This is a genomic window from Salsipaludibacter albus, from assembly GCF_019798055.1.
Lineage (GTDB): Bacteria > Actinomycetota > Nitriliruptoria > Nitriliruptorales > Nitriliruptoraceae > Salsipaludibacter > Salsipaludibacter albus.
In genome coordinates this window covers 90,542-116,891 of record NZ_JAHOPH010000006.1, presented here as the reverse complement: position 1 = coordinate 116,891, position 26,350 = coordinate 90,542, and the positions used below count along the sequence as shown (strand labels likewise).

Below are 26,350 nucleotides of genomic sequence, written 5' to 3'. Positions count from 1 at the left end.
CCGTCTCATCCTCGGTCGCTCGTCGCGGCCGGCCGCGCCTCGGCGGCCCCGGGAGGTGGCGGTTCGCTGGATCCGGGCGCGAGGGGCGGTTGGTCGGTCGCGAGGGGCGGATCGTCGGTCGTCCGGCGGATCGTCCACCGGGGGGCGCCCCGCACCTCGCGCACGATCACGTGGATGTACTGGCCGACCAGCCCGATCTGGAACAGGATCGCGCCTCCGAAGAACACGGTCGCGAGGAACGTCGAGAGCCAGCCCGGTGGCGTGTCGGCCCCCCACAGGGCCCGGGCGGCGAAGACGACCCCGGCCAGGACCGCCACGGCCGCGGTCGCCAGGCCGAAGCCACTCATCACCCGCAGCGGCAGCGTCGAGCCCTGGATGAAGTTGGTCACGACCGCGCGCACGCCATGGGCGGTCCGGAAGTTCGACGTGCCGATGGTCCGATCGTCGTGGCGGACGTCGACGTTGTCGATCCGGGTCGTGACCTGGGTCAGCAGCGGCCCGACGACCGGGGTGCGGGTCTGGTGGGCGACCATCGCCTCGACGACCGGCCGCCGGATCACCCGGAACGCCGAGTGCCGGAAGCCCTTCGGGGTGCCGTGGGCGAGGCGGTCCGCGATCCCGTGCAGCCAGGAGCCGGCGTCGCGGAACAGCCCCTCGTCTCGTGTCCACGAGCCGACCACGGCGTCCAGCTCGGGACGACGACGCAGTTCGTCGACCAGCAGGGGCAGCTGGTCGGGTGGGTGCTGCAGGTCGTCGTCCATCGTCGCGACCAGGGCGCCCCGCGCGTGGGCGAGCCCGCACATGGTGGCGACCGGCTGGCCGTGGTTGCGCAGCAGGTCGATGCCGTGGACCCAGTCGTGCTGCTCGGCGAGCCGGTCCAGGACGGCCTCGGTGTCGTCTGGCGAGCCGTCGTTGACCAGCAGCAACTCGATCGCGCCGAGCCCGAGGGTCGCCCGGGCGGCGTCGAGCTCGGCGACCAGGCTGGGCAGGGCGTCCGCGCCGCGGTAGGTCGGGACGACGACGGACAGGTCGATGCCGCTCACGGGCGGGCGGCGCAGGTCGTAACGGCCGTCGCGTGCGCGGTCCCGTCCAGACCGACCCGGGTCGTCGCGGGGGGTCGGACGACCCGGCCCGTACGCTCCGCGAGGGCGACGTCGCACCGGCCGTCGAGGGCCTCGTGGTCGTCGCTGGGTCCGGTCACCACGCATGCTCCCGGTCGTGGGTCGACGCGCCGAGTGTAAGGGGCCAGGCATGGTCGGAGGCACTGCCGCGGCGGGTGGACACGCCGGCCCGACCCCCGGTCCGGTCCGGGTCCCGGTCGTCGTGGTCGGGGCGGGGCTGGCCGGGCGGATGGCGGCGGTGACCGCGGCCGAGCACCGACGGGTGGTGCTCGTCACCGACGGGCCGCTGGCACGGAGCAACTCGGTCATGGCGCAGGGCGGACTGCACGTCCCCCGTCCGGAGCCGGGCGACGCCGAGGCGATGATCGACGACCTCGCCAGGTCGGCCCGGGTCCCGGTGGACCTGGCCCGGGCCCGCGCGCTCGTGCAGGACGCGGCCGACGTCACGGACCAGCTGGTGTCGTGGGGCCTGGAGCTCGACCGCCTCCCCGACGGTGGCCTGCGGCGACTCCGCGCCGGCGGCATGTCGTCGGCCCGGGTGCTGACGATCGGCGACTCGGTGGGCCCGCCGCTGCTGGCGCTGCTCGGTCGTCGCCTCGACGCGGTGGACGTGCGGACGCACACCGCCGTCACCGACCTGCGCCCGGCCGGCGACCACGTCGTCGTGGTGTGTGACCCCGGGCCCGACCTCGCGGCGGAGGTGGTGGTCGTGGCGACCGGCGGTGGCTCCTGGGGGCACGCCGAGGACACCGACACCAGGACGACCAACCCACGCAACCGCAACCACGAGTTCCAGCGCGTCCTCGACCGGCTCGGCGTGGCGACGGTCGACGAGGACCGGTGGCAGTACCAGCCCTTCGGCCTGGTGGACGGTCCGCCCGGTCCACCCGGCCGCTGCGTCCCCGAGACCCTCGCGTCGTCCGGACCGCGGTTGCTCGATCGCCATGGGGACGAGCTGGTCGCGCTGCCCGCGGACCGCCTGGCGATCACCCGGGCGATGTTCGACCACGTCGACACCCGCGGGGTGGAGGGACCCCACGGGCCGGGCTTCCGCCTGACCCTGTCGGACGTGCCGGTGGCCCGGATCCGCACCGAGTACCCCCGGGCAGCCCACACGCTCGAGCTGATGGGTGCGCTGGGCGGGGACGTGCTGGTCATGCCCTTCCTGCACTACCAGCTCGGTGGCGTGGTGGTCGACGTCGACCAGCGGACGAGCGTGGATCGGGTGCTGGCGGCGGGCGAGGTCACCGGTGGCCTGCACGGTCGCAATCGCCTCATGGGTGCCGGGGTCACCGAGGCGCTCGTGTCCGGACGTCGAGCCGGTCGGACCGCCGTCGAGATCACCGGGGCCTGACGGCGGGCGGCGTCGGGCCTCTGGCGTGCGGTGCGCGATCAGCCGAGCAGCAGGCCCGGCTCGGGCTGGCGGACCAGCGACGCGCCGTCGGCGGCCCGGACCTCCAGCCGGGCGTACTGGTCGGCCGTGCGACGGTCCAGCTCGGCACGGTCCGCGGCCGTCGAGACGAACCAGCCGATCCGTCCCAGGCTGGTCGTCAGGTCGACCAGCCGGTCGCCCACGTCCACGTACCAGCCACCCTCGACGGTGCCCTCGACGAAGTCCATGGGGGCGAGGGTCGCGACGGTCCCCGGCCAGCCGAGCACGAAGGTCACGCCGGCGGACCGCAGCTCGGCGGCGGTGCGCATGTCGTGGTCCCAGGGCTCGCACGAGCCGGTGAGGGCGAGGTCGACCAGCCGGTCCTCGACACCGGATCCCGCCACCAGGGGGAACAACGACGTCTCGTGGCCGCCGCCGACCCGGGCCGCGGCCTCGACCACGACCGGACCGCGCGACGTGAGGATGAGCTGGACGTACAGCGGCCCCGTCCGCATCCCGTAGGCCGTGGCGATCCGGTCCAGCAGGTCGTCCAGGCGGGCGAACAGGTCGGGGCTGGCGTGGCGGGTCGGGTGCACGTGCCGGTGGGCGATGCCCAGGTGGGGTGATGGGTTGACGGTCACCCGGTCGTTGACGGCCAGCAGGACGATCCCGTCGTCCTCGACCCACGCGTTGGCGGTGATCTCGGGACCGTCCAGGAACCGCTCGACGACCACGGTGCCGGCACGGGAGTGGGACCGGGCATCGGCGATGGCCCCGTCGAGGTCGATCCGGTCGTCGACCCGGGTGACCCCCCGCTGGCCCTGCGAGTCGGCCGGCTTGACGACCACCGGGAGGGCCACGTGGCCGGGCTCGTCGTCCGGGCCCAGGACCTGCTGGTCGGCCATCGGGACCCCGGTGGCCGCCAGGGCCCGCTGCATCAGGGACTTCGTCGTCGCCCGGGCCGCGTGCGCCCGGTCGATCCACGCGGGGAGGCCGAGCGCCTCGGCGACGGCCGCCATGGTCACCACCGGCAGGTCGGTCCCGGTGGTGACCACGCCGTCGACGTGGTGGGCCCGCGCGGCGTCGACGACGGCATCGACGTCCAGGGTCGACAGGCGCAGGTGGGTGTCGACCAGGTCACGTGCGGGCGGGTGGTCGTAGTAGTCCACCAGCACGACGTCGATCCCCCGGGCCCGGGCACGGCGCACGAGCGACACCTGGTGGCGTCCGCCACCGAGGACCATCAGGCGTGGGCTCATCGTGGTCCGCGCGACGGGGACGTGTCGTCGCCCAGCACGTCGAGCACGGTGTCGGAGCGCAGTCCGAGCCGCAGTGTCTCGACCGCGACGGCGTCGTCGGGGCGGATGTTGGCGAGGTTGACGTCCAGCCCCACGTGTCGCAGCAGCCAGACCTGTCCGGTCTTGCCGGGGGCCTCGAACACCAGACGGTCGGTCGCAACGCCCGAGTGGACCAGGTCGTCGACCAGTCCCATCCGCAGCTCGCCGGACTGGCGGTACAGGCCCGCGGTACCCGATTCGCGGCCCTCGAGGATGACCCGGGTGGCCCCGGCCTCCAGCTCGCGGTGCACCGCCTCGACCCAGCGCGACGGCGAGACGATCGTGTCCGCGTCCTTGCTCCCGACCTCGGAGTAGACGGTGAAGTCGGTGGCGAAGTCGCGGATCATCGCCAGCTTGTCGTCCGGGGGGATGTCCAGCGACCCGTCCGACACCTCGACACACGTGATGCCGAGGTGCTCCACCCAGCGGCGGTAGGCGTCCAGCTCGCCACGCAGCCAGGCGTACTCGAGCAGTGTCCCGCCCAGGCACACCTCGATGTCGGCGTCGCGGTACTGGTGAACGCGCTCGCGGACGTCGGCGGCCACCAGGGAGGTGCCCCAGCCCAGCTTGACCAGGTCGACGACGTCGCCGGCGACCTCGACGAGGTCCTCGACCGCGCGGCGTCCGAGGCCCTTGTCCAGCAGGTGGGTCCGGCCGCTGTCCCGCGGCTTGCCGCCCCGCTGGCGCAGGGTGAACGTGTGGCCCATCAGGCGTCCTGCTCGTCGTTCGGACTGCTCCATCCGACGCCGGCCGCGTCGGCGATCGTGGCGAGGAAGCGCCCGTCGAAGGTCGCCAGCGGGTGGTCGTCCGGGACGGTGGCCCGACGCGCCGTCGTCCGCAGGTCGGCCAGCATCGTCGGGACGGTCGCCGCGCCACCCAGCTGGGTCCGCAGGGACAGGAGGTGCTCGGGGTCACCGAGGCGGTCCAGCTCGGCGGGGTCGACGTCCGGCAGGTCGGCGCCCAGCTCCTCCGCGGCGGTGTGGAGGTCGGCGGCGGCGAGCTGGTCGCGACCGTCGTCGATCGCGGCCCGGACGGCCCGGCCGACCGTGCGGTGCACGGTCCGGTTGTCGAGGTCGGTCGTCTCGACCAGCCAGTCACAGACGTCGGTGCTGGTCGCGAAGCCGGTCAGCGCCTCGGTCCGCATCCGGTCGGCGTGGAAGTCGGCACCCCGCAGCACGTCCGCGAGCAGTCGTGCCGAGCCCGCGTGCCACCGCAGGGCGGTGGGCACGCGGTCGTAGGACGCCGTGCGGTTGTCGGGCTGTCCGGACGGCGTCAGGTTGGTGGTGGCCACGGCCACGAGGTCCCCGACGACCTCGCGGGCGTGGCCGCGGATCATGGCCAGGGAGTAGGGGTTCTTCTTCTGGGGCATGATGACGCTGGTCCGGGCATGCCGGTCGGCCAGGCTGACGAAGCCGTACTCGCTGGTCGCCCACAGCTGGAGCTCCTCGACCAGCCGGTCGATCGGCGTCATCGCCGCGAGGACCGACGACATGGTGGACAGCGCCAGGTCGGGGGCCCACATCGCGTCACGGGTGTGCACGATCGGTGCGTCGAAGCCCAGCAGGTCCGCCATCCGGGCACGGTCCAGGGGGAATCGGGAGCCGTTGACCGATCCGGATCCGGCGGGGGACCGGTTCACCAGGGCGAGGCTGGCGGCGAGGCGGTCGAGGTCCCGCGCAACGGGATGGGCATGCCCGAGCAGCCAGTGCGCGAGCGAGGTCGGCTGGGCGTGCTGGAGGTAGGTGGTGTCGGGCAGGACGGTGATGCGGTGCTCGTCGGCCACGTCCAGCAGGGCGTCGAGGAGCTCGGTGGTCGCCCGGATGCTGTCCAGCAGCATCGACCGCGTGACCAGGTGCCAGGCCAGCGTGGTCGCCTCGCGGCGTGCGCGGCCGGTGTGGACGTGGCCCATGCGGTCGCCGAACCGCTCGTGGAGCATTCGGTCACGGTTGTTGTAGGTGTCCCCGACGGCCGGGTCCAGGGTCACGGCCTCGACGGGCGTGTCGTCGTGGAACGCCAGCAGGTCGGCGAGGAGCTGTCGCCCGATGGCCGGGTCCAGCACCCCGGCGGTCGTGAGCTCGTGGACGTGGGCCATGTCGGCCAGGCCGAGCGCGTCCCACAGCCATCCGGCCGCCTGCAGCTCGCGGGCGAACGTGGTGGTCGCGAGCCCGTCCGAGGGTGCCTCGGACAGCCGTGCCGCCTCGCCCAGGAAGCCGATGCGTCGGGTCATCTCGGCCCCTGCCCGTCGGTCACGAGCGCCACCAGCCGCGCGCAGGTCCGGTCGATGTCGTCGTCGGCCAGGGTGTTGAAGAAGGGCAGTCGCAGCAGCCGGGCGCTGACGTCGTCGGTCACCGGGCAGTCCTGGTGGCCGTCGCCGAACCGGTGCCCACCGTCCGAGCTGTGCAGGGGGACGTAGTGGAACGTCGCCTGGATCCCGTCGCGACGCAGGCCGTCGAGGACCACGTCGCGCGTGGCCGGGTCCGGCAGCAGGACGTGGAACAGGTGGTAGCCCGGGACGTCGCCTTCCGGGACGACCGGCAGCTGCAGGCCGAGGTCGTCGGCGACCGGGGCGAGCGTGTCGTGGTAGCGGTCGAAGACCCGGCGGCGCTGGGCGAGGACCTCGTCGCGTCGTTGCAGCTGGCCCCACAGGAACGCCGCCAGCAGGTCCGACAGCCCGAAGGACGAGCCGGTGTCCTTCCAGGTGTACTTGTCGACCTCGCCCCGGAAGAAGGCGCGGCGGTTCGTGCCCTTGTCCTTGAGGACGTGGGCCCGGGCCACGTCCGCGGGATCGTTGAGGACCAGCGCGCCGCCCTCGCCACACACGAAGTTCTTGGTCTCGTGGAACGACAGGGTCGACAGGCGGCCGAACGTGCCCAACGGGCGGCCGGCCCGCTCGCCGAACAGCCCGTGGGCGTTGTCCTCGACCAGGGTCACGTCGGGGTGGTCCGCCAGGACCGCCGCGAGCCCGTCGACGTCGGCGGCGATGCCCCCGTAGTGCACCGCGACCACGGCCCGGACACGGTCGTCCATCAGGCGCGCGACCGAGGCGGGATCGATCCCGAGGGTGTCCGGCCGGACGTCGGCGAAGCGGATGCTGGCCCCCGCACGTGCGAACGCCACGGCCGTCGACACGAATGTGAACGACGGCACGATGACGACGTCGCCCGGCTCCACCTCGAGCAGGAGTGCCGACAGTTCGAGCGCGTCGGTGCACGAGGTCGTCAGGATCACGTCGGCCGCGTCGTGCACCTCGGCCAGCAGGTCCTGGACCCGACGGCTGAACGGGCCGTCCATCGCCGAGTGGCCGGACCGGACGGCCTCCTCGACCAGCGCCAGTTCGTCGCCGACCAGGGTCGGCGAGTTGAAGGGAATGGTCGCGTTCACGGGCACCCCGGGGAAGCGATCGGCCGCGTCGGTCCGCGGCTGGACACCCTACAGCCCGCCGTCGAGGCCCACCCCGGGGCGAACGGGCCGGGGCAGGGGGTCGCGCTACCGTCGCGGGCCGGCGCGCAGCCGGTCGGGACCGCTGGCGGTACCACCGGTCGGGCCGCCGTCGTCGACCCCCACGGAGCGCGTCCATGGCCCACCTGCTCGTCACCGGTGGGGCCGGGTTCATCGGCTCGAACTTCATCCGCCGGACCCTGGCCGCCGACCCCCACGTGGTGGTCACCAACCTCGACGCCCTGACCTACGCCGGCGTGCGTGCGACCGTCGACGAGCTCGACGCCGATCCTCGGCACACCTTCGTGCACGGTGACGTGGCCGACGAGGAGGTCGTGGCGGCCGCGATGGACGGTGTCGACGCGGTGGTGCACTTCGCGGCCGAGAGCCACGTCGACCGGTCGATCAGCGGACCCGGGGTGTTCCTGCGGACCAACGTGGTGGGAACGGGCACCCTCCTGCAGGCCGCCCTCGAGGCGGGTGTCGACCGGTTCCTCCACGTGTCGACCGACGAGGTCTACGGCTCGATCGAACGCGGATCGGCGAGCGAGGTCGCGCCACTTGCCCCGTCGTCGCCCTACTCCGCCTCCAAGGCCGGGTCCGACCTGCTCGCGCTGTCCTACCACGCGACCCATGGCCTGGACGTCGTCGTGACACGCTGCAGCAACAACTTCGGTCCGTACCAGTTCCCCGAGAAGGTCATCCCGCTGTTCGTGACGAACCTGCTCGAGGGTCGCCCGGTCCCGCTGTACGGGGACGGGCACAACGAACGTGACTGGCTCCACGTGGGGGACCACTGCGCCGCCCTGGCCCTGGTCCTGGAGCGGGGGGAGGCCGGGACGGTCTACAACATCGGCGCGGACGCCCAGTTGTCCAACCTCGAGCTGACGCACCGGATCTTGGACCAGTTGGGCGCCGACGCGTCGTCGATCGACCACGTCCGGGACCGGCTCGGCCACGACTTCCGCTACGCCGTGGACTCGTCGCGGATCCGGGCGCTGGGCTGGGAGCCCAGCGCGCCGTTCGACCAGCGACTGGCCGAGACGGTCGCGTGGTACCGGTCCAACCGCGACTGGTGGGAGCCCCTGCGCCGCGATCTCGGGTGAGGCCGGACGGGGCGCGTCCGGACACGTGGGTTCCCGAGGACCGTTCGTCGACGGCTAGATCCAGGTCGACAGCCACCAGTGGGACTTGATGAACCACGAGGGAGCGCTCACGCCCGTCCACAGTGGGAGGAAGAACAGCCCGACGGCCACGACGAGGGCCACGACCGACAGCGTCGGCCAGCGTCGGCGCGGACGGTCCAGGTCCGGACCCGTGGCCACGCCGGGCAACTGCGGCGACAGCGCGCCCCCGACGAGCGCCCCGACCCCCACGGCGTACCACCGGCCCACCTCGGTGATGCCCACGTCCAGCAGTTCGAGCCCGTAGCTGCCCAGCAGCACCGCCCCGGCGGCGACGGCGCCTGCGGCCATGGCCGACAGCCAGGCGTCGCGTGAGCTGATCCGGTCGACGGCCAACGCCAGCCCCAGCACGACGAACGGCACGAGCGGGACGGTGTAGAAGTTGAAGACCGGGCGGGCCACCACCAGCCATGGCAGGAACTGGACGGCGTAGAAGACGGCCACGACCCAGGCCGCCGGGTCGCGTCGTCGCAACAGCAGGCCCAGGATCGGCAGTCCGGCCAGCAGCAGCCACCACGTCGCGACGTTTCCGAGGTCGAAGATCTCGGCGGCCTGGCCGGGCGCGACCCGGCACGGCTCGGGCACCTCGACCTCGCCGTCGTCGTTGGTCTTCTCGACCCGGTCCAGCCGGTCCTGGCTGCAGGTCTCGTAGTAGAACACCACGGGGCGACGCTGGATCGGCCAGTTCCACGCCGCGGCTCGGTAGGCGTGCTCGGCCTCCAGGTCCAGGTGGAAGCCGATCATGCGCTCGTGGTAGTCGACCAGCGCACGACCCCGCCCGACCACCCCGTCGCAGTCGAGCTCGTCACCGTTGGGTGCGCAGTGCGAGGACGCCTCGTAGGTGTCGTCGAACGCCACGAACCACGGTGTCCACGACAGGGCGTACACGACGGCGGGCACCACCGCCAGCGCGATCACGCCCAGCCCGAGCGCCCGTGGGAGGTGTCGGGTGAACCGCCCGGTCACGCGACGCCGCCGGGCCAGTTCCATGCCCAGCCAGACCAGCCCGGCCGCCAGCATCGCGAGGGCGCCGGACCACTTGACGGCGATCGCCGCACCGAACGCGGCGCCCGCGAGCAGCAGCCACCAGCGTGACACCCGGGGCAGCTGCAGCTCGCCGCGTGGCGTGGCGCTGGGCACCGGGCCCAGGTCGGTCGGCTCACCCGCCGCGACGGCTGCCGCCGCCTCCTGCTCGGCCGCCCAGCTGCCCGGCGGGGCCTGGACCCGGGTGCGGGAGCGCTCGTCCGCCGCCAGCACGGCGTCGTCGGCTCGTCGGACCCGGGTCAGGTCCATCACGAGTGCCCAGGTCCCGAGGAGCACGAAGAAGCCCAGGTGGATGTCCAGCATGGACGTGCGGGCCTGGGCGACGAAGACCCCGTCGAGCGCCAGTGCGATCCCGGCGAGTGCCGCGGCCGCCAGTCGCAGGCCCAGGCGCCGGGCGATCAGCCACACGAGCCACACCGAGGCGACACCCAGCACGGCGCCGACGACCCGCCAGCCGAACGGGTCGTCCCCGAACACGTGGATGCCACTGGCGATGAGCAGCTTGCCGAGCGGTGGGTGGACGACGAAGCCCTGCTCGACCCCGAACTCGAGGAAGTCCCGGGCGTCGTTGACGTAGTAGACCTCGTCGAAGAAGATCCGGTCCGGATGCCCCACGCCGACCAGCATGGTGCCGACGGCCAGCAGCACGATCCCCAGTGGCAGGAGGATGCGCAGGCGTCGGGGAGAGGCGGTCAACCAGTTCATGGGCGAGGAGTCTACGGTCGTTGCGACCCCGTCCCGCACCGACGGCCCCTGCCCACGGCCAGCGCGCCGTCGCCCGGCGGGGGCGACCTCCACGATCGGACGACGACCATGACCGAACCGGCCGCCACGGACCGAACCGGCAGCCCGGCCGTCGGGGAGCCCGGAGTCCTGCGGGTGGTCGCCACGCCGATCGGCAACCTCCGGGACCTCGCGCCCCGTGCCGCCGACGCGCTGCGCACCGCGGACCTGGTCTGTGCCGAGGACACCCGGCGGACCGGGCGGTTGCTCGCCCACCTCGACGCCGACACGCCGCAGTGGTCACTGCACGACCACAACGAACGCGGCCAGGTCCCGGCGGTGTTGGCGCGCCTGGCCGCCGGGGACACCGTGGCACTGGTGTCCGACGCCGGCACCCCGGGCGTCTCCGACCCCGGCCATCGGCTGATCGCGGCGACGATCGCGGCCGGTCACGTCGTCGAGCCCATCCCGGGTCCATCCGCCCCGCTGGCCGCACTGGTCGGGTCCGGGCTGCCGATGGACCGCTTCGTCATGGAGGGGTTCCTGCCGCGACGCGGGGCGGCTCGCCAGGAGCGCCTGGCCGCGCTCGCCGACGAGCCCCGCACGATGGTGGTGTTCCTGTCCCCGCACCGTGCGGCGGCCGACCTCGACGACCTCGCCACCGCCTGCGGACACGAGCGTCCTGCGAGCCTGGGCCGCGAGCTGACCAAGCTCCACGAGGAGCACCTCCGCGGGCCACTGGGCGAGCTGGTGGCGCGGGCGGGGGACCTGCGTGGCGAGCTGACCCTGGTCGTCGCCGGGCGCCCGGACCTCGACGACCCCACCGACCGGCCCGACGACGCGACGCTGCGGGCCCGGGTCGCCGCCGCCCAGGAGACCGGGCTGGCACCCCGGGCTGCGGTCAAGACGGTCGCCGCGGAGGCGGGCATGCCGACCCGCGAGCTCTACGACCTGGTGCATCGGGATGGATCGACATGACGCCCGGTGCCACCAGGGCCGTGGACGAACGGACAGGGAAGGAGCGTCGTCGGGCCTCCGGCCGACCTCGGTAACCTCGTGAACCTGCGCACAAGCATCCTGCCCGGGGGGTCGTCGCGTCGTCGGACGCGATGACGGTGGACGTCGTCCACGCCCGGCCGGGATCGTCGCCTTCCCCTTCACCCCCACGCGTGTGCGCCATGCGTCCCCGAGTCGAAAGCGACGATGACCTTCGTCGACACCCACTGTCACCTGGACCACCACGACGGTCTCTCCGCGGCCACGCAGGTGGAGCGGGCCCGGGCAGCCGACGTGACCACGATGGTCACCATCGGCACCGACATGGCCTCGTCGACCCAGGCCGTGCGCACCGCCGCCCAGTACGAGGACGTGTGGGCGGTCGTGGGGATCCACCCCAACGACGCGATGGAGGCGACGCCCGCGGTGCTCGAGGTGATCGACCGGCTGGCGTCCGAGGACGTCGTGGTCGGCATCGGCGAGACCGGCCTGGACCACTACCGCGACTACACGACCCCGGCCCAGCAGGAGGCGGCCTTCCGCCGTCACATCGACCTGGCCCGGGACCACGACAAGACGCTGGTGATCCACTGCCGGGACGCGTGGGACGACACCCTGGCGACCCTGGAGGACCACGGTGCGCCGGACCGGGTGGTCATGCACTGCTTCTCCGGCGACGCCGACGTGGTCGACCACTGCGCCGAGCGGGGCTGGTTCATGTCCTTCGCCGGCAACGTCACCTTCACCAACGCCCAGCCGTTGCGTGACGCCGCGGCCCGGGTCCCGGACGACCTCCTGCTCACCGAGACCGACTCGCCCTTCCTGACCCCGCATCCCCACCGGGGGAGTGCCAACGACCCGTCGTTCGTGCCACTCGTGTGCGAGCAGCTCGCGACGGTCAGGGACCTCCCGCTCGAGGACTGCGCGGCGACGGTCGCCGACAACGCCCGCCGGGCGTTCGCGCTGCCGTCGGCGGCCACTCGCGCCGAGGCCAGCTGATGGATGCCACCCGGACCCGGCCCCGACCGACCAGCGACTCGACGCTGGCGGTCGACCCCACCACCGTCGGCGACGAGTCGGACGTGACCGACCCCCCGGTCGGCATGGACGAGTCCCCCGACGTCGTCGGTCGCCTGCCGGTGCGCCTCCTCGGACTGGCGATGGTCGCGGTCCTGGTCGTTCCGCTGGCGTGGTCCCTGGACCGTGTGGAGGTGGCCGTCGACGGCGACGTCCAGTCCGTGCAGGTGGTCGGCGGGACCGTCGGTGCCGCCCTCGACCGGGCCGACGTGGCGCTGGGCCCGGCCGACGTGGTCACGCCCGATGTCGACGCGGCCGTCACGGACGGCCTGCAGGTGACCGTCGAGCGTGCCCAGGAGTTCACCGTCATCGTCGACGGACACCCCACGCAGGTGCTCGCGGTGGCCAGCAACCTCGACGAGGTCCTGGTCGCCGCCGGCGTGGGCGACGTGCGCCAGGCGGTCGTGTCCCGGCCCCGCTCGTCGGAGGCGTCGGACGGCATGGTCGTCACCGTCACCCACCCGCACCGGGTGACCATCGCGGTCGACGACCAGCAGATGGCCGTCGACGTGATGCCGGGCAACGTCCGGGGCGCGCTGGCCGCGGCCGGGGTCGACGTCGACGACGACGACCAGGTGCGTCCCGCGCTCGACGTCACCACCGAGGACGGGCTGGCCATCACCGTGACCCGTCGCTCGACCACGAGCGAGGTCGAGGAGGTGACCCTCGAGCACGAGACCCAGCGGGTCGAGACCGACGACCGCTTCGAGGGCGAGGAGGTCGAGGTCACCGAGGGTGTCGACGGCCTTCGTGAGGACACCTGGGAGATCCGGTTCGTCGACGGCGAGGAGGTCTCGCGCGAGGTGGTGTCGACCGAGGTCGTGCGCGAGCCGGTCGATCGGGTCGTGGAGGTCGGCACGGCCGTCCGCCCCCCGCCCGAGCCGGAGCCCGAACCGGAGCCGGCGCCCGAGCCGGAGTCGGCACCGGAGTCCGACCCCGAGCCCGACGACCAGGACGAGTCGGATCCCGCGCCCGAGCCTGAGCCTGAGCCCGAACCGGAGCCCGACCCCGAACCGGCGATCCCCAACGAATCCGTGTGGGACCGCCTCGCCGGGTGCGAGTCCAACGGGCGGTGGGACCTCAACACCGGGCTGTACGACGGCGGTCTGCAGTTCCACCCCGACACGTGGCGCTCGTGGAAGAAGTCGTCCTACCCCGAGTACGCCTGGCAGGCGTCCAAGGCCCAGCAGATCGAGGCCGCGTCCCGCCTGCAGGACGCCGCCGGCTGGTCGCCGTGGCCGCACTGCTCGTCGGTCCTCGGCCTGCGGTGACACTGACCCCGACCGACGTTCGCGGGTTGCTGGACCGCCATGGCCTGGCACCCCGCAAGTCCGACGGGCAGAACTTCCTCGTCGACCCGAACACGGTGACCCGGCTGGTCACCGCAGCCGAGCTGGAGCCCGACGACCGCGTGGTCGAGATCGGCCCCGGGCTGGGGTCGATGACGGTCGCCCTCGCCGATGCCGTGGAGCACGTGACCGCGATCGAGGTCGACGCGGGCCTGGTCGTGGCACTCGACGAGGTGCTCGACGGACGCGACGACGTCACGGTGCTGCACGCCGACGCCATGGACGTGGACGTCGACCGGCTTCCGGGCCGACCCGACCGGGTCGTCGCCAACCTCCCGTACAGCGTCGCGACGCCCCTGGTGCTGCACGTCTTCGCCGGCGAGGTCGTCCGTGACGCCTGGGTGATGGTGCAGCGCGAGGTGGGGGAGCGCTGGGTGGCGGGGGTGGGTGACTCCGCCTACGGGGCGGTCTCGGTCAAGCTTGCCCTGGTGGCCGACGTCCAGATCGGCCTGGTCGTGCCGCGGTCGGTGTTCTGGCCGGTGCCCAACGTCGACTCGGTCATGGTGCGCGCCACGCGCCGGCCCGACGCCCCCACGCCGGCCGAGCGACGTTGGCTGCGCACGGTCGTCGACGCCGCCTTCGCCCAGCGACGCAAGACGCTGCGTAACAACCTGCGTCGGGTCTTCCCCACGGCCGAGCAGGCCCTGGAGGTGGCGGCGATCGACCCGGGCCTGCGTGCCGAGGCCTTGCCACCCGCGGCCTTCGTGACCCTGGCCGAGGGCCTGCGGACCACCGGTGGAGGCCGGACGCCCTGAGGGGTGTCGTGGCCCGGGACGTCGGGTGTGGCACCCCACCGGTGGACCGGAGCCTGGTCGGGAGCTTCGAGCCTGCGGGTCTACCCTGCCCGGGGCGAAGACGAGGAGCGTCGGTGGGTCGGGACACGGTTGCCACGGTCCGCGTGCCGGCCAAGGTGAACCTGTTCCTGGCGGTCCGCGGCCTGCGCCAGGACGGCTACCACGAGCTGGTGACCATCCTGCAGACCGTGTGGCTGCGTGACCGCGTCCGGGTGTCCGCGTCCCCCGACCTGCGGCAGCGCCACCCCTCCCTGCGCGAGGTGGCGGTGACCTTCGACCACGACCAGATCGCCGGGGTGCCGATCGGCGTCGACAACCTGTGCGTCCGCGCGGCGCACCGGTTCCTCGAGCACCTCGGCCTGCAGGGCGTGTCCGCCGATCCGGATGCAACGGTGCGACTGGGACGTCCGGCGACACCCCGGTTGTCGATCCGGCTGGACAAGGACATCCCCGTGGCAGCCGGCATGGCCGGGGGATCCGCGGATGCAGCCGCGACCCTGCTGGCGATCAACGACGTGCTCGAGGCCGGCCTGGACCGTGCCGAGGTCCAGGAACTGGCCGCCGACCTGGGCGCCGACGTGCCGTTCTGCGTGTCGGGTGGGACCGCGCTGGCGACCGGGACGGGGACGGCGACCGCGCAGGTGCTGTGCCGTGGCGAGTTCCACTGGGTGATCGGGATGTCGGCCGAACCCCTGGCCACGCCCGAGGTCTACGCCCAGTGGGACGAGCTCGAGACCGCGTTCGAGATGCACCCCGACCAGGTGCTGCAGGCCGTCCGGACCGGCGATGCCGAGCTGCTGGGGGCGAGCCTGCACAACGACCTGCAGGCGGCGGCGTTCCGGCTGCGGCCCGACCTGGCCGAGGGCGTCGACCAGTTCTTGGTCGATGGCGCGCTCGGCTCGATCGTGTCCGGGTCGGGGCCGACCGTCGTCGCGCTGGCCGCCGACGCCGCCCATGCCCACGAGCTGGCCGGGATGGCCGCCGACCGCTTCGACCGTGTCGAGGTCGCGAAGTCCCCGGCCGGGGGTCCGTCGATCCACCGCGAGTGAGGCGCGCTGGCGTCCGGTCGTCGGCGTGGGTCGTCGGGGACCGACACGTCGTCGTGACCGATGCGGCGGGATGGTCGGCCGGATCCCTCGGGCGTGGCAGTATCCTGCCGCACCCCGGCGTCGCCCAGGCGACTCCCTGGGGGGTGGTGTAATCGGCAACACTCCGGCCTTTGGAGCCGGCATTCAGGGTTCGATCCCCTGCCCCCCAGCCACCCGGAATGCACTGATCGGTCGACACGGCGAGCTCCCGACCGTTGCCTGAACATTGCTGACGACCGCCGACGAGGTGTAGATGACGGCCCAGACCAACCCACATGAGCCGCCAGGGCCCACCGACTCGAGCCCATCCGAGCCGTCCTTGCTTCGCCGCTATTGGTTGCTCGCCAGCATCATCGCTGTTGCGCTGTTGGTCGGTGCTGTCGGGGCCATGGCTGGTGGCAGCGACGAGGATCCCGCCGAGGTGTCTGCGACTGCCGCGCAGCAGTCCCCGGAGCCGGTCGAGACGGTCACGGTCATCGAGACCGTGACCGCAGAGCCGGAACCTGCCGAGACCGTCACTGTCGAGGCCGAGCCTCAGCCTGCCGAGACCGTGACCATCGAGGCGGAGCCTGAGCCCGCCGAGACGGTCACCGAGACGGTCACGGAGACGGTCACCGTCGAGGCGGCTGAGGAGCCCGAGCCCGCAGCCGAGGCCCCAGCCGTCCCCGATGGGGCGACGCTCGCCCAGCAGAACGCCCTGGAGGAGGCGCAGGACTACATCGACTTCTCCGGCTTCTCGCGGCAGGGTCTGATCGACCAGTTGTCGTCCGAGTACGGCGGTCAGTACGACCTCGCCGACGCCGAGTGGGCCGTCGACCAACTCGACATCGACTGGAAGGAGCAGGCCGTGCGTGAGGCCGAGGCGTACCTCGACTTCTCCTCGTTCTCGCGACAGGGCCTGATCGACCAGCTGTCCTCGGAGTACGGGGGCCAGTTCACCGTCGACCAGGCCACCTACGCGGTCGACCAACTCGGTCTCTGAGGTTGACGGCCAGCAACCTGCCCGGGCGTGTGTCCGGGCATCCGACGCGGTGGACGCGGCGATGAGTTCGGGGTGTGGCGTTCGTCTGACCGGGTGACCGATGCTTTCCCTGGACCGGAGACGCCCGATGCCCGCACTCGACCTGCGACCCGCCACCGACCAGCTCGCCGCCGTCGTCCGCGGGGTCGACGACGACCAGCTCGACGCCCCGACGCCGTGCCCAGAGATGCCGGTCGGCGCCCTGCTCGACCACATGGGGATGCTCGCGCTGGCGTTCACCCGCGCGGCGGACAGGACGGCCGGCGACGACGGTCCGCCGCCGCCCATGGACGCCGCCAACCTGCCGGAGGACTGGCGCGAGGAGATCCCGACCCGGCTGGACGCGCTCGCCGCCGCCTGGCAGTCGCCCGAGGCGTGGACCGGGACGACGCGTGCTGGTGGCCTGGACCTGTCGGGCGAGGAGGCAGGTGTCGTCGCGCTCGACGAGGTGGTCCTCCACGGCTGGGACCTCGCGGTGGCGACGGGCCAGCCGTTCACGGTCGACCCGGACCTGCTGCCCGCCGTGCACGGCTTCGTGGAGGCCACGGCCGCACCGGAGATGGCCGACGCCCGCGAGGGGCTGTTCGGGCCGGTCGTCGAGGTGGACGACGACGCGTCCCCGCTGGAACGCGTGCTCGCCCTGGCAGGTCGTGATCCGCGCTGGTCGCCCACGGCCTGACACCGACCGCGGGGCCGAAGGACTCGGGACATCTGTACCTCCTGCACGTCGCGCGTCGTCCGTAGCGTCCGAGGAGGACGTGGTCAGGTTGGGATCGCGTGGGGGAGGGCGCAGGTGTCGGACGGGGAGTTGGGGTCGGTCGCACTTGCCCTGGTGCTGCTGTTGCTCGGGTCGATCGGGTTCGGCCACCTCTTCCGCCGCTTCCGCCAGCCCAAGGTCGTGGGCGAGATCGTGGCCGGGATCGTCCTCGGGCCCACGCTGTTCGGCCACCTCGCACCCGAGGCGGCCGAGGCGATCTTCGGGTCCGGCGGCGGGGACCCGACCAGCACCGTGCTGGCGTTCATGTACCACCTCGGCCTGCTCCTGCTGATGTTCGTGTCCGGCTTCTCGGTCCGTCACGTCCTCAGCCGCGAGAACCGCGCCCCCACCGCGTGGATCCTCGGGCTCGGGACGCCGCTGCCGTTCCTCCTCGCCCTCGGTGCCAGTCCCTGGCTGCCGATCGACGGCTTCGTCGGCGAGGCCGGAAGTCGTGGGGCCGTCGTGCTGGTGTTCGCCATCGCCACGGCGGTGACCTCGATCCCGGTGATCACCAAGATCTTCCACGACCTCGGGATCCTCCACACCCGGTTCGCGAGCCTGATCCTCGGCGCCGCCGTGTTCGAGGACATCATGCTGTGGGGCGTGCTCTCGATCGCCTCCGCACTCGCGACCGCGACGGTGGCAGCCGGGGAGGGCGCACTGGCCGGCACGATCACCACCCACGTCGGCGTGAACCTCGCCTACACGCTGGTCGGGCTGTTCGTCGCGCCCACGCTGCTGCGCCGACTGGCCCGGCTGCCGGGCAACGTGATCGCCCGCCGCTCGCCGGTGTCGTGGGTGGTCGCGGTCCTGTTCGGCTACGTCGCGGTCGCGGCCGTGCTCGACGTGACCATGGTCTTCGGCGCCTTCCTCGCCGGGTTCGGGATCGTCGGGGGCTTCGCCGGGGACGAGCGCCAGCGGTACCGAGAGGCACTGGACTCCGTCGAGCACGTCTCCACGGCCGTGTTCATCCCGATCTACTTCGCGTTGGTCGGCCTGCGGATCGACCTGCAGTCGGCCTTCGACCCGCTCGTCCTGGTGCTGTTCCTGGTCGGGACGTCGACGGTCGTGATCCTCTCGATCGGCGGCTCGGCCCGGCTGGCGGGGTTCCGTGGCCTCGACCTGGTGAACCTCGGCGTGACCTGCAACGCCCGAGGCGGACCGGGCATCGTGCTGGCCAGCGTCGCCCTCGACGCCGGCATCATCAACGCCCCGTTCTTCACGACGCTGGTGCTCACCGCCGTCCTGACCTCGCAGGCCTGTGGCTTCTGGCTCGACCACGTCCTGCGCCGGGGCTGGCCGCTGCTGTCGGGTGCGGACCTGCAGCGTCGCGGCCTGTCCGAGCCAGCGATGGACGACGCATCGGTGGCACCGCCCAGCGTGGCGGCGCGGGCCGGGACCTCGCTCGGCCCTCGGCCCGGCGCTGGCCCCGTCGGCTGACACCTGTCCTCCCGGCCGGGCCGTTCGGTCCGTCGCCTCGGGCCGGGCGGCCCTCGTCGCCGTGCTCCTGCCTCGACACGATGGAGTCATCCCCACCGGAGGAGGGACGTCATGACTGCACGCATCGTCGTCGGAGTCGACGGCTCGGACCAGTCGCGGGCCGCGCTGGCCCGGGCGCTGGAGGAGGCCCGCCTGCGCGACGCCATGGTCGAGGCGGTGCACGCCTGGTCGCCGCCCATCTACTGGGGTGGGCTCGAGTACGGCGTGAGCCAGCTCCCGACCCGCACCGAGGTGGAGGACGCTGCCGCGGCGCGGCTCGACGAGGTGCTGGCCTCGTTCCCGGAGGACGTGGTGATCGAGCCGCTGGTCGTCGAGGGCTCGCCCGCACGCGTCCTGGTCGACCTGTCGCAGGGCGCGGACCTGCTGGTGGTCGGGTCCCGCGGCCGCGGTGGCTTCGCGGGGCTGGTCCTCGGTTCCACCAGCCACGGCGTCGTGGGCCACGCCCACTGCCCGGTCCTGGTGGTCGGTGAGGAATCGGCCCGCTCCGCCGCACGGGCCGCCTGAGGGACGGGGCGCCTGCCCGGCGGGGCCCCCGGTGGCCCCGCCGGGTGGCCGTGCGCGCATGGTCGCCCGGACCGGGTCGCTGGCTACCGTCGGGCCAGACCGACCAGGAGTCCCCGATGTCTGCCGACCTGCCCCCCGACCAGCCCCCCGAGCCGACCGGCGACCCGTCTGCGGACGGCCCGCCCCGGGGCCACGTCGCCGCCATCGTCATGGCGGCCGGCAAGGGCACTCGGCTGCGGTCCGACACGGCCAAGGTCCTGCACCCCGTGGCAGGTCGCAGCCTCCTCCACCACGTGCTGGGCGTGCTGGCGCCGCTCGGGCTCGGACGGATCGTCGTGGTCGTCGGGCACCAGGCCGACGACGTCGCGGCCCACGCCCGCGACAGCGGGCTCGACAACGTGGTGACGGTCGTCCAGCAGCCCCAGCACGGCACCGGCCACGCCGTCGAGGTGGGCCTGTCGGCGATCGACGCGGCCGACAAGGTCCTGGTCGTCAACGGCGACGCGCCCCTGCTGACCGCCGCCACCCTCGCTCGCCTCGCCGACCAGCCGGTCGGGACCTCGGCGATCCTGTCGACCGAGCTCGACGACCCGACCGGCTACGGCCGGATCGTCCGAGACGCCGACGGCGCGGTGCTGGGCGTCGTCGAGGAGCGGGACTGCACCGAGGAGGAGCGTGCGATCCGGTCGGTCAACGGCGGGATGTACGTGTTCGACCACGACGGCCTGGCCGACCGGGTCGCCGCCATCGGCACCGACAACGAGCAGGGCGAGCGCTACGTCACCGACCTCGTCGGCCTGCTGGTCGCCGAGCGTCGCGAGGTCCGCGTCGTGACCGCACCCGCCGTGGAGCTGACCGGCGTGAACGACCGTGCCCAGCTGGCCCGCGCCGGCCAGGCCCTGCGTCGGCGCCACCTCGACGAGATGATGGCGTCGGGCGTGACGGTCATGGACCCCGAGGCCACCTGGATCGACGTGACAGTGGACGTCGAGCCCGACGCGACGATCCTGCCCGGGTGCCTCCTGACCGGTGCGACCCACGTCGCGGCCGGGGCGGTCGTCGGCCCGCACACCGAGCTGCACGACACCGAGGTCGCTGCGGGCGCCCGGGTGCGCCAATCGGTCTGCGACACCGTCGCGATCGGTCCGGACGCCCAGGTCGGCCCGTTCGCGCACCTGCGTCCCGGCACGGAACTGGGCCCCCACGGGAAGGTGGGTGCCTTCGCCGAGACCAAGAACGCGACCATCGGTGCACGCAGCAAGGTCCCGCACCTGTCCTACGTCGGCGACGCCACGCTGGGCGAGGACGTCAACTTCTCGTGCGGTGCGGTGACCGTCAACTACGACGGCTTCGACAAGCACCACACGACGGTCGAGGACGGGGCGTTCGTCGGCTGCGACACGATGCTGGTGGCGCCCGTCACGGTCGGCACCGGCGCGTTCGTCGCGGCGGGGTCGACCGTCACCGAGGACGTGCCACCCGGTGCACTGGCGATCGCCCGGGCCCGCCAGACCGTCAAGGAGGGCTGGGCCGACCAGCGCCGGGCCGAGCACGACGCCGACTGAAACCCGCATCGCGTGCCGCTGTCGTGCCTGTGCGCACGGCATCGGCACACCCTCCAGGAACCCGGCCGGCCACCGGTGGTGCGAGGCTCTACCCTGCGGCACCGAGCCCGCACCAGGGCCGACCCTGAAGATCGTCCCCCGCACCCAGGATCACGATGGAAGTCGTCACCAGGAAGCGGATGATGATCTTCTCCGGGTCGTCGAACCCGGAGCTGGCCCGCGAGGTCGCCGACCACCTCGGCATGCGGATCGGGAAGGTCCGGTTGGAGACCTTCGCCAACGGCGAGCTGTACGCCCGCTACGAGGAATCGGTCCGCGGCGCCGACGCCTTCGTGCTGCAGTCCCACCTGACGGTCCCGGACGGCCCGTCGATCAACGACTTCATCATGGAGCAGTTGATCATGATCGACGCCCTCAAGCGGGCGTCGGCCAAGCGGATCGTCGCGGTCATGCCGTTCTTCGGCTACTCGCGCTCGGACAAGAAGACGCTCGCCCGCGAGGCGATCGCGGCCCGGCTGATGGCCGACATGTTCCGCAGTGCCGGTGTGGACCGCCTGATGTCGGTCGACCTCCACACCGGCCAGATCCAGGGCTTCCTCGACGACCCCTTCGACCACCTCACCGCCATGCCGCTGCTGGAGGGCTGGATCGCCCGCAACACCGACCCGGTGCACCGGGTCATCGTGTCGCCGGACGCCGGTCGGGTCCGCCTGACCGAGAAGTTCGCGTCGCACCTGGGCTGCTCGATGGCGATCATGCAGAAGCACCGGGACCCGACCCAGTCCAACGTGTCGGAGACCCGCGAGGTCATCGGTGAGGTCGATGGCATGGACTGCGTCATCGTCGACGACATGATCGACACGGCGGGGACGATCTGCGGCGCCGCGACCATGCTCAAGGAGCGTGGCGCCCGCCGGGTGTTCGCCCTGGCCACCCACCCGGTCCTGTCCGGTCCGGCCAAGGAGCGCCTGGACGAGGCCGACATCGAGGCCGTGGTCGTCACCAACACGATCCCGATCCCCGAGCAGCGTCGCCCCCACCAACTGGTCGTCCTGTCGATCGCCCCGATCGTCGCGTCGGCCCTGCGGGCCGTGTTCGAGGACGCCTCCGTGTCCGAGCTCTTCGCCGGCGAGAACATGTGACCGGTCAGTTCGGCTGCTCGTCGGCCGGCTCGAAGAACTCCACGGCGTTGCCGGCGGGGTCGTCGACCACGACCTGTCGGCCGCCGGTGCCCTCGACCACGTCGGTGCGGAAGGTCACCCCGTCGGCGCGGAGCCGGGTCACGGCGGCGTCGAGGTCGGTGGTGGGCACCTGCACCCGGGTCCACCCGCCGGGGCTGGGCGCAGTCCCGTCCCGTGCCTCGGCGCCGGCACCACCGGCACCCGGCCGGTTGAGGAGGAGTCGCAGGCTGCCGCGGGACAGCATGGCGAATCCCGGCGCAGGGTGCATCTCGACCGACAGGCCGGCGTGGCGTTCCCAGAACGCGATGGCGGCGGCGACGTCGTCGACGATCATCCGGACGGACACGGTGTCCATGAGGTCTCCTCGGGTCGGTTCCTTTTCAGAACGTAACCGTTTCGTTGGAGAACGCTACCGTACGAAAGACGAGGCACGATTCGCAACCAACGAGGCTGGACCGTGGTCGACGACGAGGATCCGCGAGTGGCACGGACCCGCGAGCGCGTTCGGGCGACCGTGCTGGAACTGCTGGCCGCGGACGGCGTGGCCGGCCTGACGGTCGAGGCCGTGGCCGAACACTCCGGCGTCGCCAAGAGCACGATCTACCGGCACTGGACCGACCGACAGGACCTGGTCGCCGACACCCTGCGTCACCATCGTTCCGGTCCGGGAACGACGCGGGACGGCCGGGGTGAGCGTGCGCTGGTCGTCGACCTGGTGACGCATCTCGCCGAGGCCATGGCCGACCCGGCCCAGTCGGCGGTCGTGCCGGCCCTCGTGGAGGCGGCCGAGCGTGACGAGGCGGTCGCCGAGTCGTTCCATGCCGACAACGACGATCGACGCGAGGCGCTGGTCCAGCTGGTGGCCGCCGGGGTGGAGGCGGGCACCTTCCGGGACGTGGACCCGACCCTGGCCGCGCTCGCGCTGGCCGGCGCGGTGGTCTACCGACGGCTGATGACTGCCACGCCGCTCGCCACTGCCGACGTCGCGCGCCTGGTCGACACCGTGCTGGGTCCGGGCGACGACTGAACCCCCGCGCGAGGGCGAGCGTCCATCCCTCGGCGATCCGGACGGGCCCGGATCCCCGCCCGACGTCACTCGGCGGCGGGTGCGGCCTGGACGGCGACGACGTCCATCGGGCCCGACCCGGTCAGGGCCGAGCGCAGCTGGGTGGTGACGGCGCCGTCCGGCGCCTCGACGAACACGGTCACGGTGGTGGCGTCCCCCGTCGGGGGGAGTTCCACCGTGGCCGTCGAGCCGGCCGGGACGGTCGTCCCCGACGACACCGGCCCGTCGACGTCGGTGACCATCGTGACGTCGACCGTCGCCGCGGTGTCGTCCGGGTTCGCGACGGTGAGCAGCTGGCGACGATCCGGTCCCGCCGGACCGGACACCACCCACGACGACCCGGGCTCGGGCACACCCGCACCGGCGACGATGCCCCCGCGGTCGGCGCCGGACCGGACCTCCCCACCACTGCCGACCACGACCCCGGGGTCGGCGGTGACCCTCGCCCCGACGTCGCCGGTGATCCCGTCGACCTCGGGGCCGACGTCGACCCGGACCACCGATCCGGGGGCGACCGGCCCCACCGGCGCGGCGAGCGGGCGGAGCCCGTCCGACGTCACCAGGTCGACGTCGACCGTGGCCGCGGTGTCGCCCGGGTTGGCGATCCACAGCCAGCCTTCGACCGGCCCCGCCACTTCCTGTCCGGCGTCGGCCAGCCCGGCCGCCGGGTCGCCGGCCGTGACCACCCACGGCACCACCCACGCCGGCGACGGGCCGTCCGGCGCCGGCACCCAGGTCCGCCCCGTGACCTCGTCGCCACCGGGCCGTGCCGCCATGGCGGCCGCCGCGAAGGCGCCGTCGGCGACCCGGACGCGCACGCCCAGGTCGGCCAGGTCGGGGGCGATGTCGGTGACGAAGAACACGGTGGCCGCGCCAGGCGCGAGCGGCACCACCTGGCTGTAGCCGGGCAGTTCCGGACCGTCGGGTGTCAGCAGCTCGATCGATGCCACGATCTCCCGGTCGGAGGGGTTGGCTAGGGTGATGGTCGCCTGGGTGCCGTCCGCCGTGGTCATACCCGGGAAGACCACGTCGTCGACCAGCGTCGTCGGACAGGGCCCGGCCACCGTGCCTGCCGGGCCACGGGGGAACCTGCTGACCTGGTGGACCACGGGGTCGACGTCCGTGTCGACCGTCGCCACCTGGACGGCGGCGGTCGGTGGCGTGACCGGCAGGGTCGCGACGCCTCCGGCGGCGATCGTCGTGGTGACCGGAGGGCCCGGCTCCCGGAGGGCGTCCACCCGGACCTCGGCCGGGCCGGTCGCGCTGCCCGGGACCGCCACGACCAGGTCCGTTCGGTCGACGTTGCCGCGCGGTGGGAGGCAGTCGGCCAGCGGGAACCACGCGTCCGACGACGGTGCCGTGGGGCTGGCGGGTGTCGACGGCGTCACCACCGGCTGGTCCGCGGGTGGTCGGTCGTCGCGGCCGGCGAGGGCCGCCAGCATGACCCCGGCGGCGACGGCGGCCACCAGCACCGGGACGAGGATCCGGAGCAGGACGGAACGGCGGTCCATGCCTCCATCCCTCCTCGTCCGTGTCCGGTGGGGCAGACCTGCCGATGCTAGGCCGGGCCGCGCGGCCCGGAGACTCCGGCAGGTGTCCGGCCGGCCGGCTCGTGCCGCTGGCCGCTCCTACCGTCGACGGGCGCCCCCGCGAACCCAGGAGGACCTCGTGCCGCCTGCCCCACGGACCGCTGCCGAGCGCGGCGAGCCCGTCCGGCCGAACATGGTGCTGATGCTGGCCGACGACCACGCTGCGCACGCGATCTCGTGCTACGGCTCGGTGGTCACCACCACGCCCCGCATCGACGAGGTCGCGGCGAACGGGTGGCGCGTCGACAACTGCTTCGTGACGAACTCGCTGTGTGCACCCAGCCGCGCCAGCATCCTGACCGGGACCCACAGCCACGTGAACGGGGTCCGGACGCTGTCGACCCCGATCGACGCGACCCAGCCGATGTTCACCGACCGGCTCCGCGACGCCGGCTACCGGGTCGCGATCATCGGCAAGTGGCACCTCGGCCACGGCGGCGCGCACGATCCGCAGCACTTCGACCACTGGGAGGTCCTCGAGGACCAGGGCGAGTACGTCGACCCGACGTTCCTGTCGGCCAGCGGACGCCGGGTCGTGCCGGGCTACGCGACCGACGTCATCACCGACCTGGCGATGGAGTGGGTCGAGGGCCTGCCGGACGACCGGCCGTGGTGCGTGCTGGTGTGGCACAAGGCGCCGCACCGACCGTGGGTCCCGAAGGAGGAGGATCGCGCCCGGCGTCGAGAGCCGGTCCCCGTGCCCGCGACGTTCGACGACGACCTCGCTGGCCGCTCCGCCTCGGTGCGCCGGACCACCATGCGCATCGCCGATCACCTCACCCGCGAGGACCTCGGGGAGGATCCACCGGCGGGCCTGTCGCCGGACGCCGAGGCCGTCTGGAAGTACCAGCGCTTCATGCAGGACTACCTGGCCTGCGTCGACGCGATCGACGACAACGTCGGCCGGGTCATCGACTGGCTGCGCGAACGGGGCGAGTTCGACGACACGCTGCTGGCGTACTCGTCCGACCAGGGCTTCTTCCTCGGTGACCACGGCTGGTTCGACAAGCGGTTGATGTTCGAGGAGTCGATCCGGATGCCCCTGGTGCTGAGCTGCCCGAGCCTGCTGGACGCCGGCCGGGTCCACGACGGGCTGGTGACCAACGTCGACTGGGCCCGGACCCTGTGCGAGGCGGCGGGCGTGCCACCACACCCCCGGATGCAGGGGCGCAGCTTCTGGGGCGACCTCGTCGACGGACCCGGCGAACCTCCCGCCGGCGGCGTCTACCACCGCTACTGGGAGCACGACGACGGCCACCACCACGGACCGGCCCACTACGGCTGGCGGACCCGACGCCACAAGCTCGTGCACTACTACAACGACGGCCTCGGGCTGCCCGGCACCGGCGACGCGACCCACCCGGCGGAGTGGGAGCTCTACGACCTGCAGGACGACCCGGAAGAGCTGCACAACCTGGCCGACGACCCGGACCACGCCGACCTGCGCGCCGACCTGGAGGTCGCGCTGTGGCGGGAACAGGCGCGGCTCGGGGACCGCCCCCATCCCGACCAGCCGACCCCGGCCGGCCTTGACGAGCCGCCCCGGTCGTCGAGGCGCCGACCCGGCTGACCGCCGCCTCCGGCCCTGTCGTCGGTCGGGGACCGTCGGTAGGCTTGTTGCGAATGATTCGCAACAAGCAACTC

The 26,350-nt window shown here is 72.9% G+C and carries 23 protein-coding genes and 1 tRNA gene; 16 read left to right on the top strand and 8 right to left on the bottom strand.

Annotated elements, in window-relative coordinates; translation table 11 throughout:
- Positions 1–5: 5 nt before the first annotated feature.
- Entirely contained in the window at positions 6–1,043 is a 1,038-nt protein-coding gene (locus tag KR546_RS05615; RefSeq protein ID WP_238443721.1) for a glycosyltransferase, read from the bottom strand.
- A gap of 208 nt (positions 1,044–1,251) precedes the next feature.
- On the opposite strand from KR546_RS05615, the gene KR546_RS05610 reads away from it, so the two are divergent.
- Positions 1,252–2,475: an FAD-dependent oxidoreductase gene (locus KR546_RS05610; protein WP_238443720.1), complete on the top strand. Its 1,224-nt coding sequence runs from the start codon at positions 1,252–1,254 to the stop codon at positions 2,473–2,475.
- A gap of 38 nt (positions 2,476–2,513) precedes the next feature.
- On the opposite strand, the gene KR546_RS05605 is transcribed toward KR546_RS05610, so the two are convergent.
- From KR546_RS05605 to rffA, 4 genes are read right to left on the bottom strand one after another with little or no spacing between them, the layout of a single operon-like run.
- Positions 2,514–3,752 carry an ATP-grasp domain-containing protein gene (locus KR546_RS05605; protein WP_274387641.1) on the bottom strand — a complete coding sequence of 413 codons (1,239 nt, stop codon included), beginning with the start codon at positions 3,750–3,752 and terminating at the stop codon, positions 2,514–2,516.
- A complete protein-coding gene (locus KR546_RS05595; RefSeq protein ID WP_238443719.1) occupies positions 3,749–4,537 on the bottom strand; it encodes a phosphosulfolactate synthase in 789 nt (262 codons plus the stop codon). Before KR546_RS05595 ends, KR546_RS05605 begins: the two co-directional genes overlap by 4 nt.
- Positions 4,537–6,057, bottom strand: coding sequence for an argininosuccinate lyase (locus KR546_RS05590; protein WP_238443718.1), 1,521 nt, complete (start codon positions 6,055–6,057; stop codon positions 4,537–4,539). The genes KR546_RS05595 and KR546_RS05590 overlap by 1 nt, the downstream gene beginning before the upstream one ends.
- Positions 6,054–7,211 (bottom strand): dTDP-4-amino-4,6-dideoxygalactose transaminase, encoded by a 1,158-nt coding sequence (gene rffA, locus KR546_RS05585; protein WP_238443717.1) that lies wholly within the window; start codon positions 7,209–7,211, stop codon positions 6,054–6,056. The genes KR546_RS05590 and rffA overlap by 4 nt, the downstream gene beginning before the upstream one ends.
- 194 nt (positions 7,212–7,405) lie before the next feature.
- Here rffA and rfbB point away from each other — a divergent pair, with 194 nt between their 5' ends.
- Complete coding sequence (rfbB, locus tag KR546_RS05580) at positions 7,406–8,374, top strand: dTDP-glucose 4,6-dehydratase (protein ID WP_238443716.1); 969 nt, start codon at positions 7,406–7,408, stop codon at positions 8,372–8,374.
- A gap of 54 nt (positions 8,375–8,428) precedes the next feature.
- Here the strand turns inward: rfbB and KR546_RS05575 are convergent, their stop codons facing one another.
- A complete protein-coding gene (locus KR546_RS05575) occupies positions 8,429–10,201 on the bottom strand; it encodes a phospholipid carrier-dependent glycosyltransferase (RefSeq protein WP_238443715.1) in 1,773 nt (590 codons plus the stop codon).
- 108 nt (positions 10,202–10,309) lie between these two features.
- On the opposite strand from KR546_RS05575, the gene rsmI reads away from it, so the two are divergent.
- The 12 genes from rsmI to KR546_RS05515 all read left to right on the top strand — a co-directional run bounded on the left by rsmI (position 10,310) and on the right by KR546_RS05515 (position 22,012).
- A complete protein-coding gene (rsmI, locus tag KR546_RS05570) occupies positions 10,310–11,197 on the top strand; it encodes a 16S rRNA (cytidine(1402)-2'-O)-methyltransferase (RefSeq protein ID WP_238443714.1) in 888 nt (295 codons plus the stop codon).
- Positions 11,198–11,422: 225 nt separating this feature from the next.
- Positions 11,423–12,214: a TatD family hydrolase gene (locus tag KR546_RS05565; RefSeq protein WP_238443713.1), complete on the top strand. Its 792-nt coding sequence runs from the start codon at positions 11,423–11,425 to the stop codon at positions 12,212–12,214.
- Positions 12,214–13,563, top strand: coding sequence for a transglycosylase family protein (locus tag KR546_RS05560; protein WP_238443712.1), 1,350 nt, complete (start codon positions 12,214–12,216; stop codon positions 13,561–13,563). Before KR546_RS05565 ends, KR546_RS05560 begins: the two co-directional genes overlap by 1 nt.
- Complete coding sequence (gene rsmA, locus KR546_RS05555) at positions 13,560–14,396, top strand: 16S rRNA (adenine(1518)-N(6)/adenine(1519)-N(6))-dimethyltransferase RsmA (RefSeq protein WP_238443711.1); 837 nt, start codon at positions 13,560–13,562, stop codon at positions 14,394–14,396. The genes KR546_RS05560 and rsmA overlap by 4 nt, the downstream gene beginning before the upstream one ends.
- A 113-nt stretch (positions 14,397–14,509) precedes the next feature.
- Positions 14,510–15,484 carry a 4-(cytidine 5'-diphospho)-2-C-methyl-D-erythritol kinase gene (locus KR546_RS05550; RefSeq protein WP_238443710.1) on the top strand — a complete coding sequence of 325 codons (975 nt, stop codon included), beginning with the start codon at positions 14,510–14,512 and terminating at the stop codon, positions 15,482–15,484.
- Between the two features lie 137 nt (positions 15,485–15,621).
- A tRNA-Gln gene (locus tag KR546_RS05545) sits at positions 15,622–15,696 on the top strand.
- Between the two features lie 248 nt (positions 15,697–15,944).
- Positions 15,945–16,505, top strand: coding sequence for an Ltp family lipoprotein (locus KR546_RS05540; RefSeq protein WP_238443709.1), 561 nt, complete (start codon positions 15,945–15,947; stop codon positions 16,503–16,505).
- 127 nt (positions 16,506–16,632) lie between these two features.
- On the top strand, positions 16,633–17,223 hold the full coding sequence (locus KR546_RS05535) for a TIGR03086 family metal-binding protein (RefSeq protein WP_238443708.1): 591 nt from the start codon (positions 16,633–16,635) through the stop codon (positions 17,221–17,223).
- Between the two features lie 114 nt (positions 17,224–17,337).
- The gene (locus KR546_RS05530) at positions 17,338–18,741 is read left to right on the top strand and encodes a cation:proton antiporter (RefSeq protein ID WP_238443707.1); all 1,404 of its coding nucleotides are present in this window, start codon (positions 17,338–17,340) and stop codon (positions 18,739–18,741) included.
- A gap of 111 nt (positions 18,742–18,852) precedes the next feature.
- Positions 18,853–19,305, top strand: a complete 453-nt coding sequence (locus tag KR546_RS05525; protein ID WP_238443706.1) for a universal stress protein — start codon at positions 18,853–18,855, stop codon at positions 19,303–19,305.
- Between the two features lie 116 nt (positions 19,306–19,421).
- A complete protein-coding gene (gene glmU, locus KR546_RS05520; RefSeq protein WP_238443705.1) occupies positions 19,422–20,870 on the top strand; it encodes a bifunctional UDP-N-acetylglucosamine diphosphorylase/glucosamine-1-phosphate N-acetyltransferase GlmU in 1,449 nt (482 codons plus the stop codon).
- Between the two features lie 155 nt (positions 20,871–21,025).
- On the top strand, positions 21,026–22,012 hold the full coding sequence (locus tag KR546_RS05515; RefSeq protein ID WP_238443704.1) for a ribose-phosphate diphosphokinase: 987 nt from the start codon (positions 21,026–21,028) through the stop codon (positions 22,010–22,012).
- A gap of 4 nt (positions 22,013–22,016) precedes the next feature.
- On the opposite strand, the gene KR546_RS05510 is transcribed toward KR546_RS05515, so the two are convergent.
- On the bottom strand, positions 22,017–22,406 hold the full coding sequence (locus KR546_RS05510) for a VOC family protein (protein WP_238443703.1): 390 nt from the start codon (positions 22,404–22,406) through the stop codon (positions 22,017–22,019).
- A 126-nt stretch (positions 22,407–22,532) separates the two neighbouring features.
- Between KR546_RS05510 and KR546_RS19575 the strand changes: the two genes are divergently transcribed.
- Positions 22,533–23,078 (top strand): TetR/AcrR family transcriptional regulator, encoded by a 546-nt coding sequence (locus KR546_RS19575; protein ID WP_238443702.1) that lies wholly within the window; start codon positions 22,533–22,535, stop codon positions 23,076–23,078.
- Between the two features lie 65 nt (positions 23,079–23,143).
- Here KR546_RS19575 and KR546_RS05500 read toward each other — a convergent pair whose 3' ends face one another.
- Positions 23,144–24,628, bottom strand: a complete 1,485-nt coding sequence (locus tag KR546_RS05500; protein WP_238443701.1) for a DUF5719 family protein — start codon at positions 24,626–24,628, stop codon at positions 23,144–23,146.
- A 157-nt stretch (positions 24,629–24,785) separates the two neighbouring features.
- On the opposite strand from KR546_RS05500, the gene KR546_RS05495 reads away from it, so the two are divergent.
- Complete coding sequence (locus KR546_RS05495) at positions 24,786–26,276, top strand: sulfatase family protein (RefSeq protein ID WP_338019098.1); 1,491 nt, start codon at positions 24,786–24,788, stop codon at positions 26,274–26,276.
- Positions 26,277–26,350 lie beyond the last annotated feature (74 nt).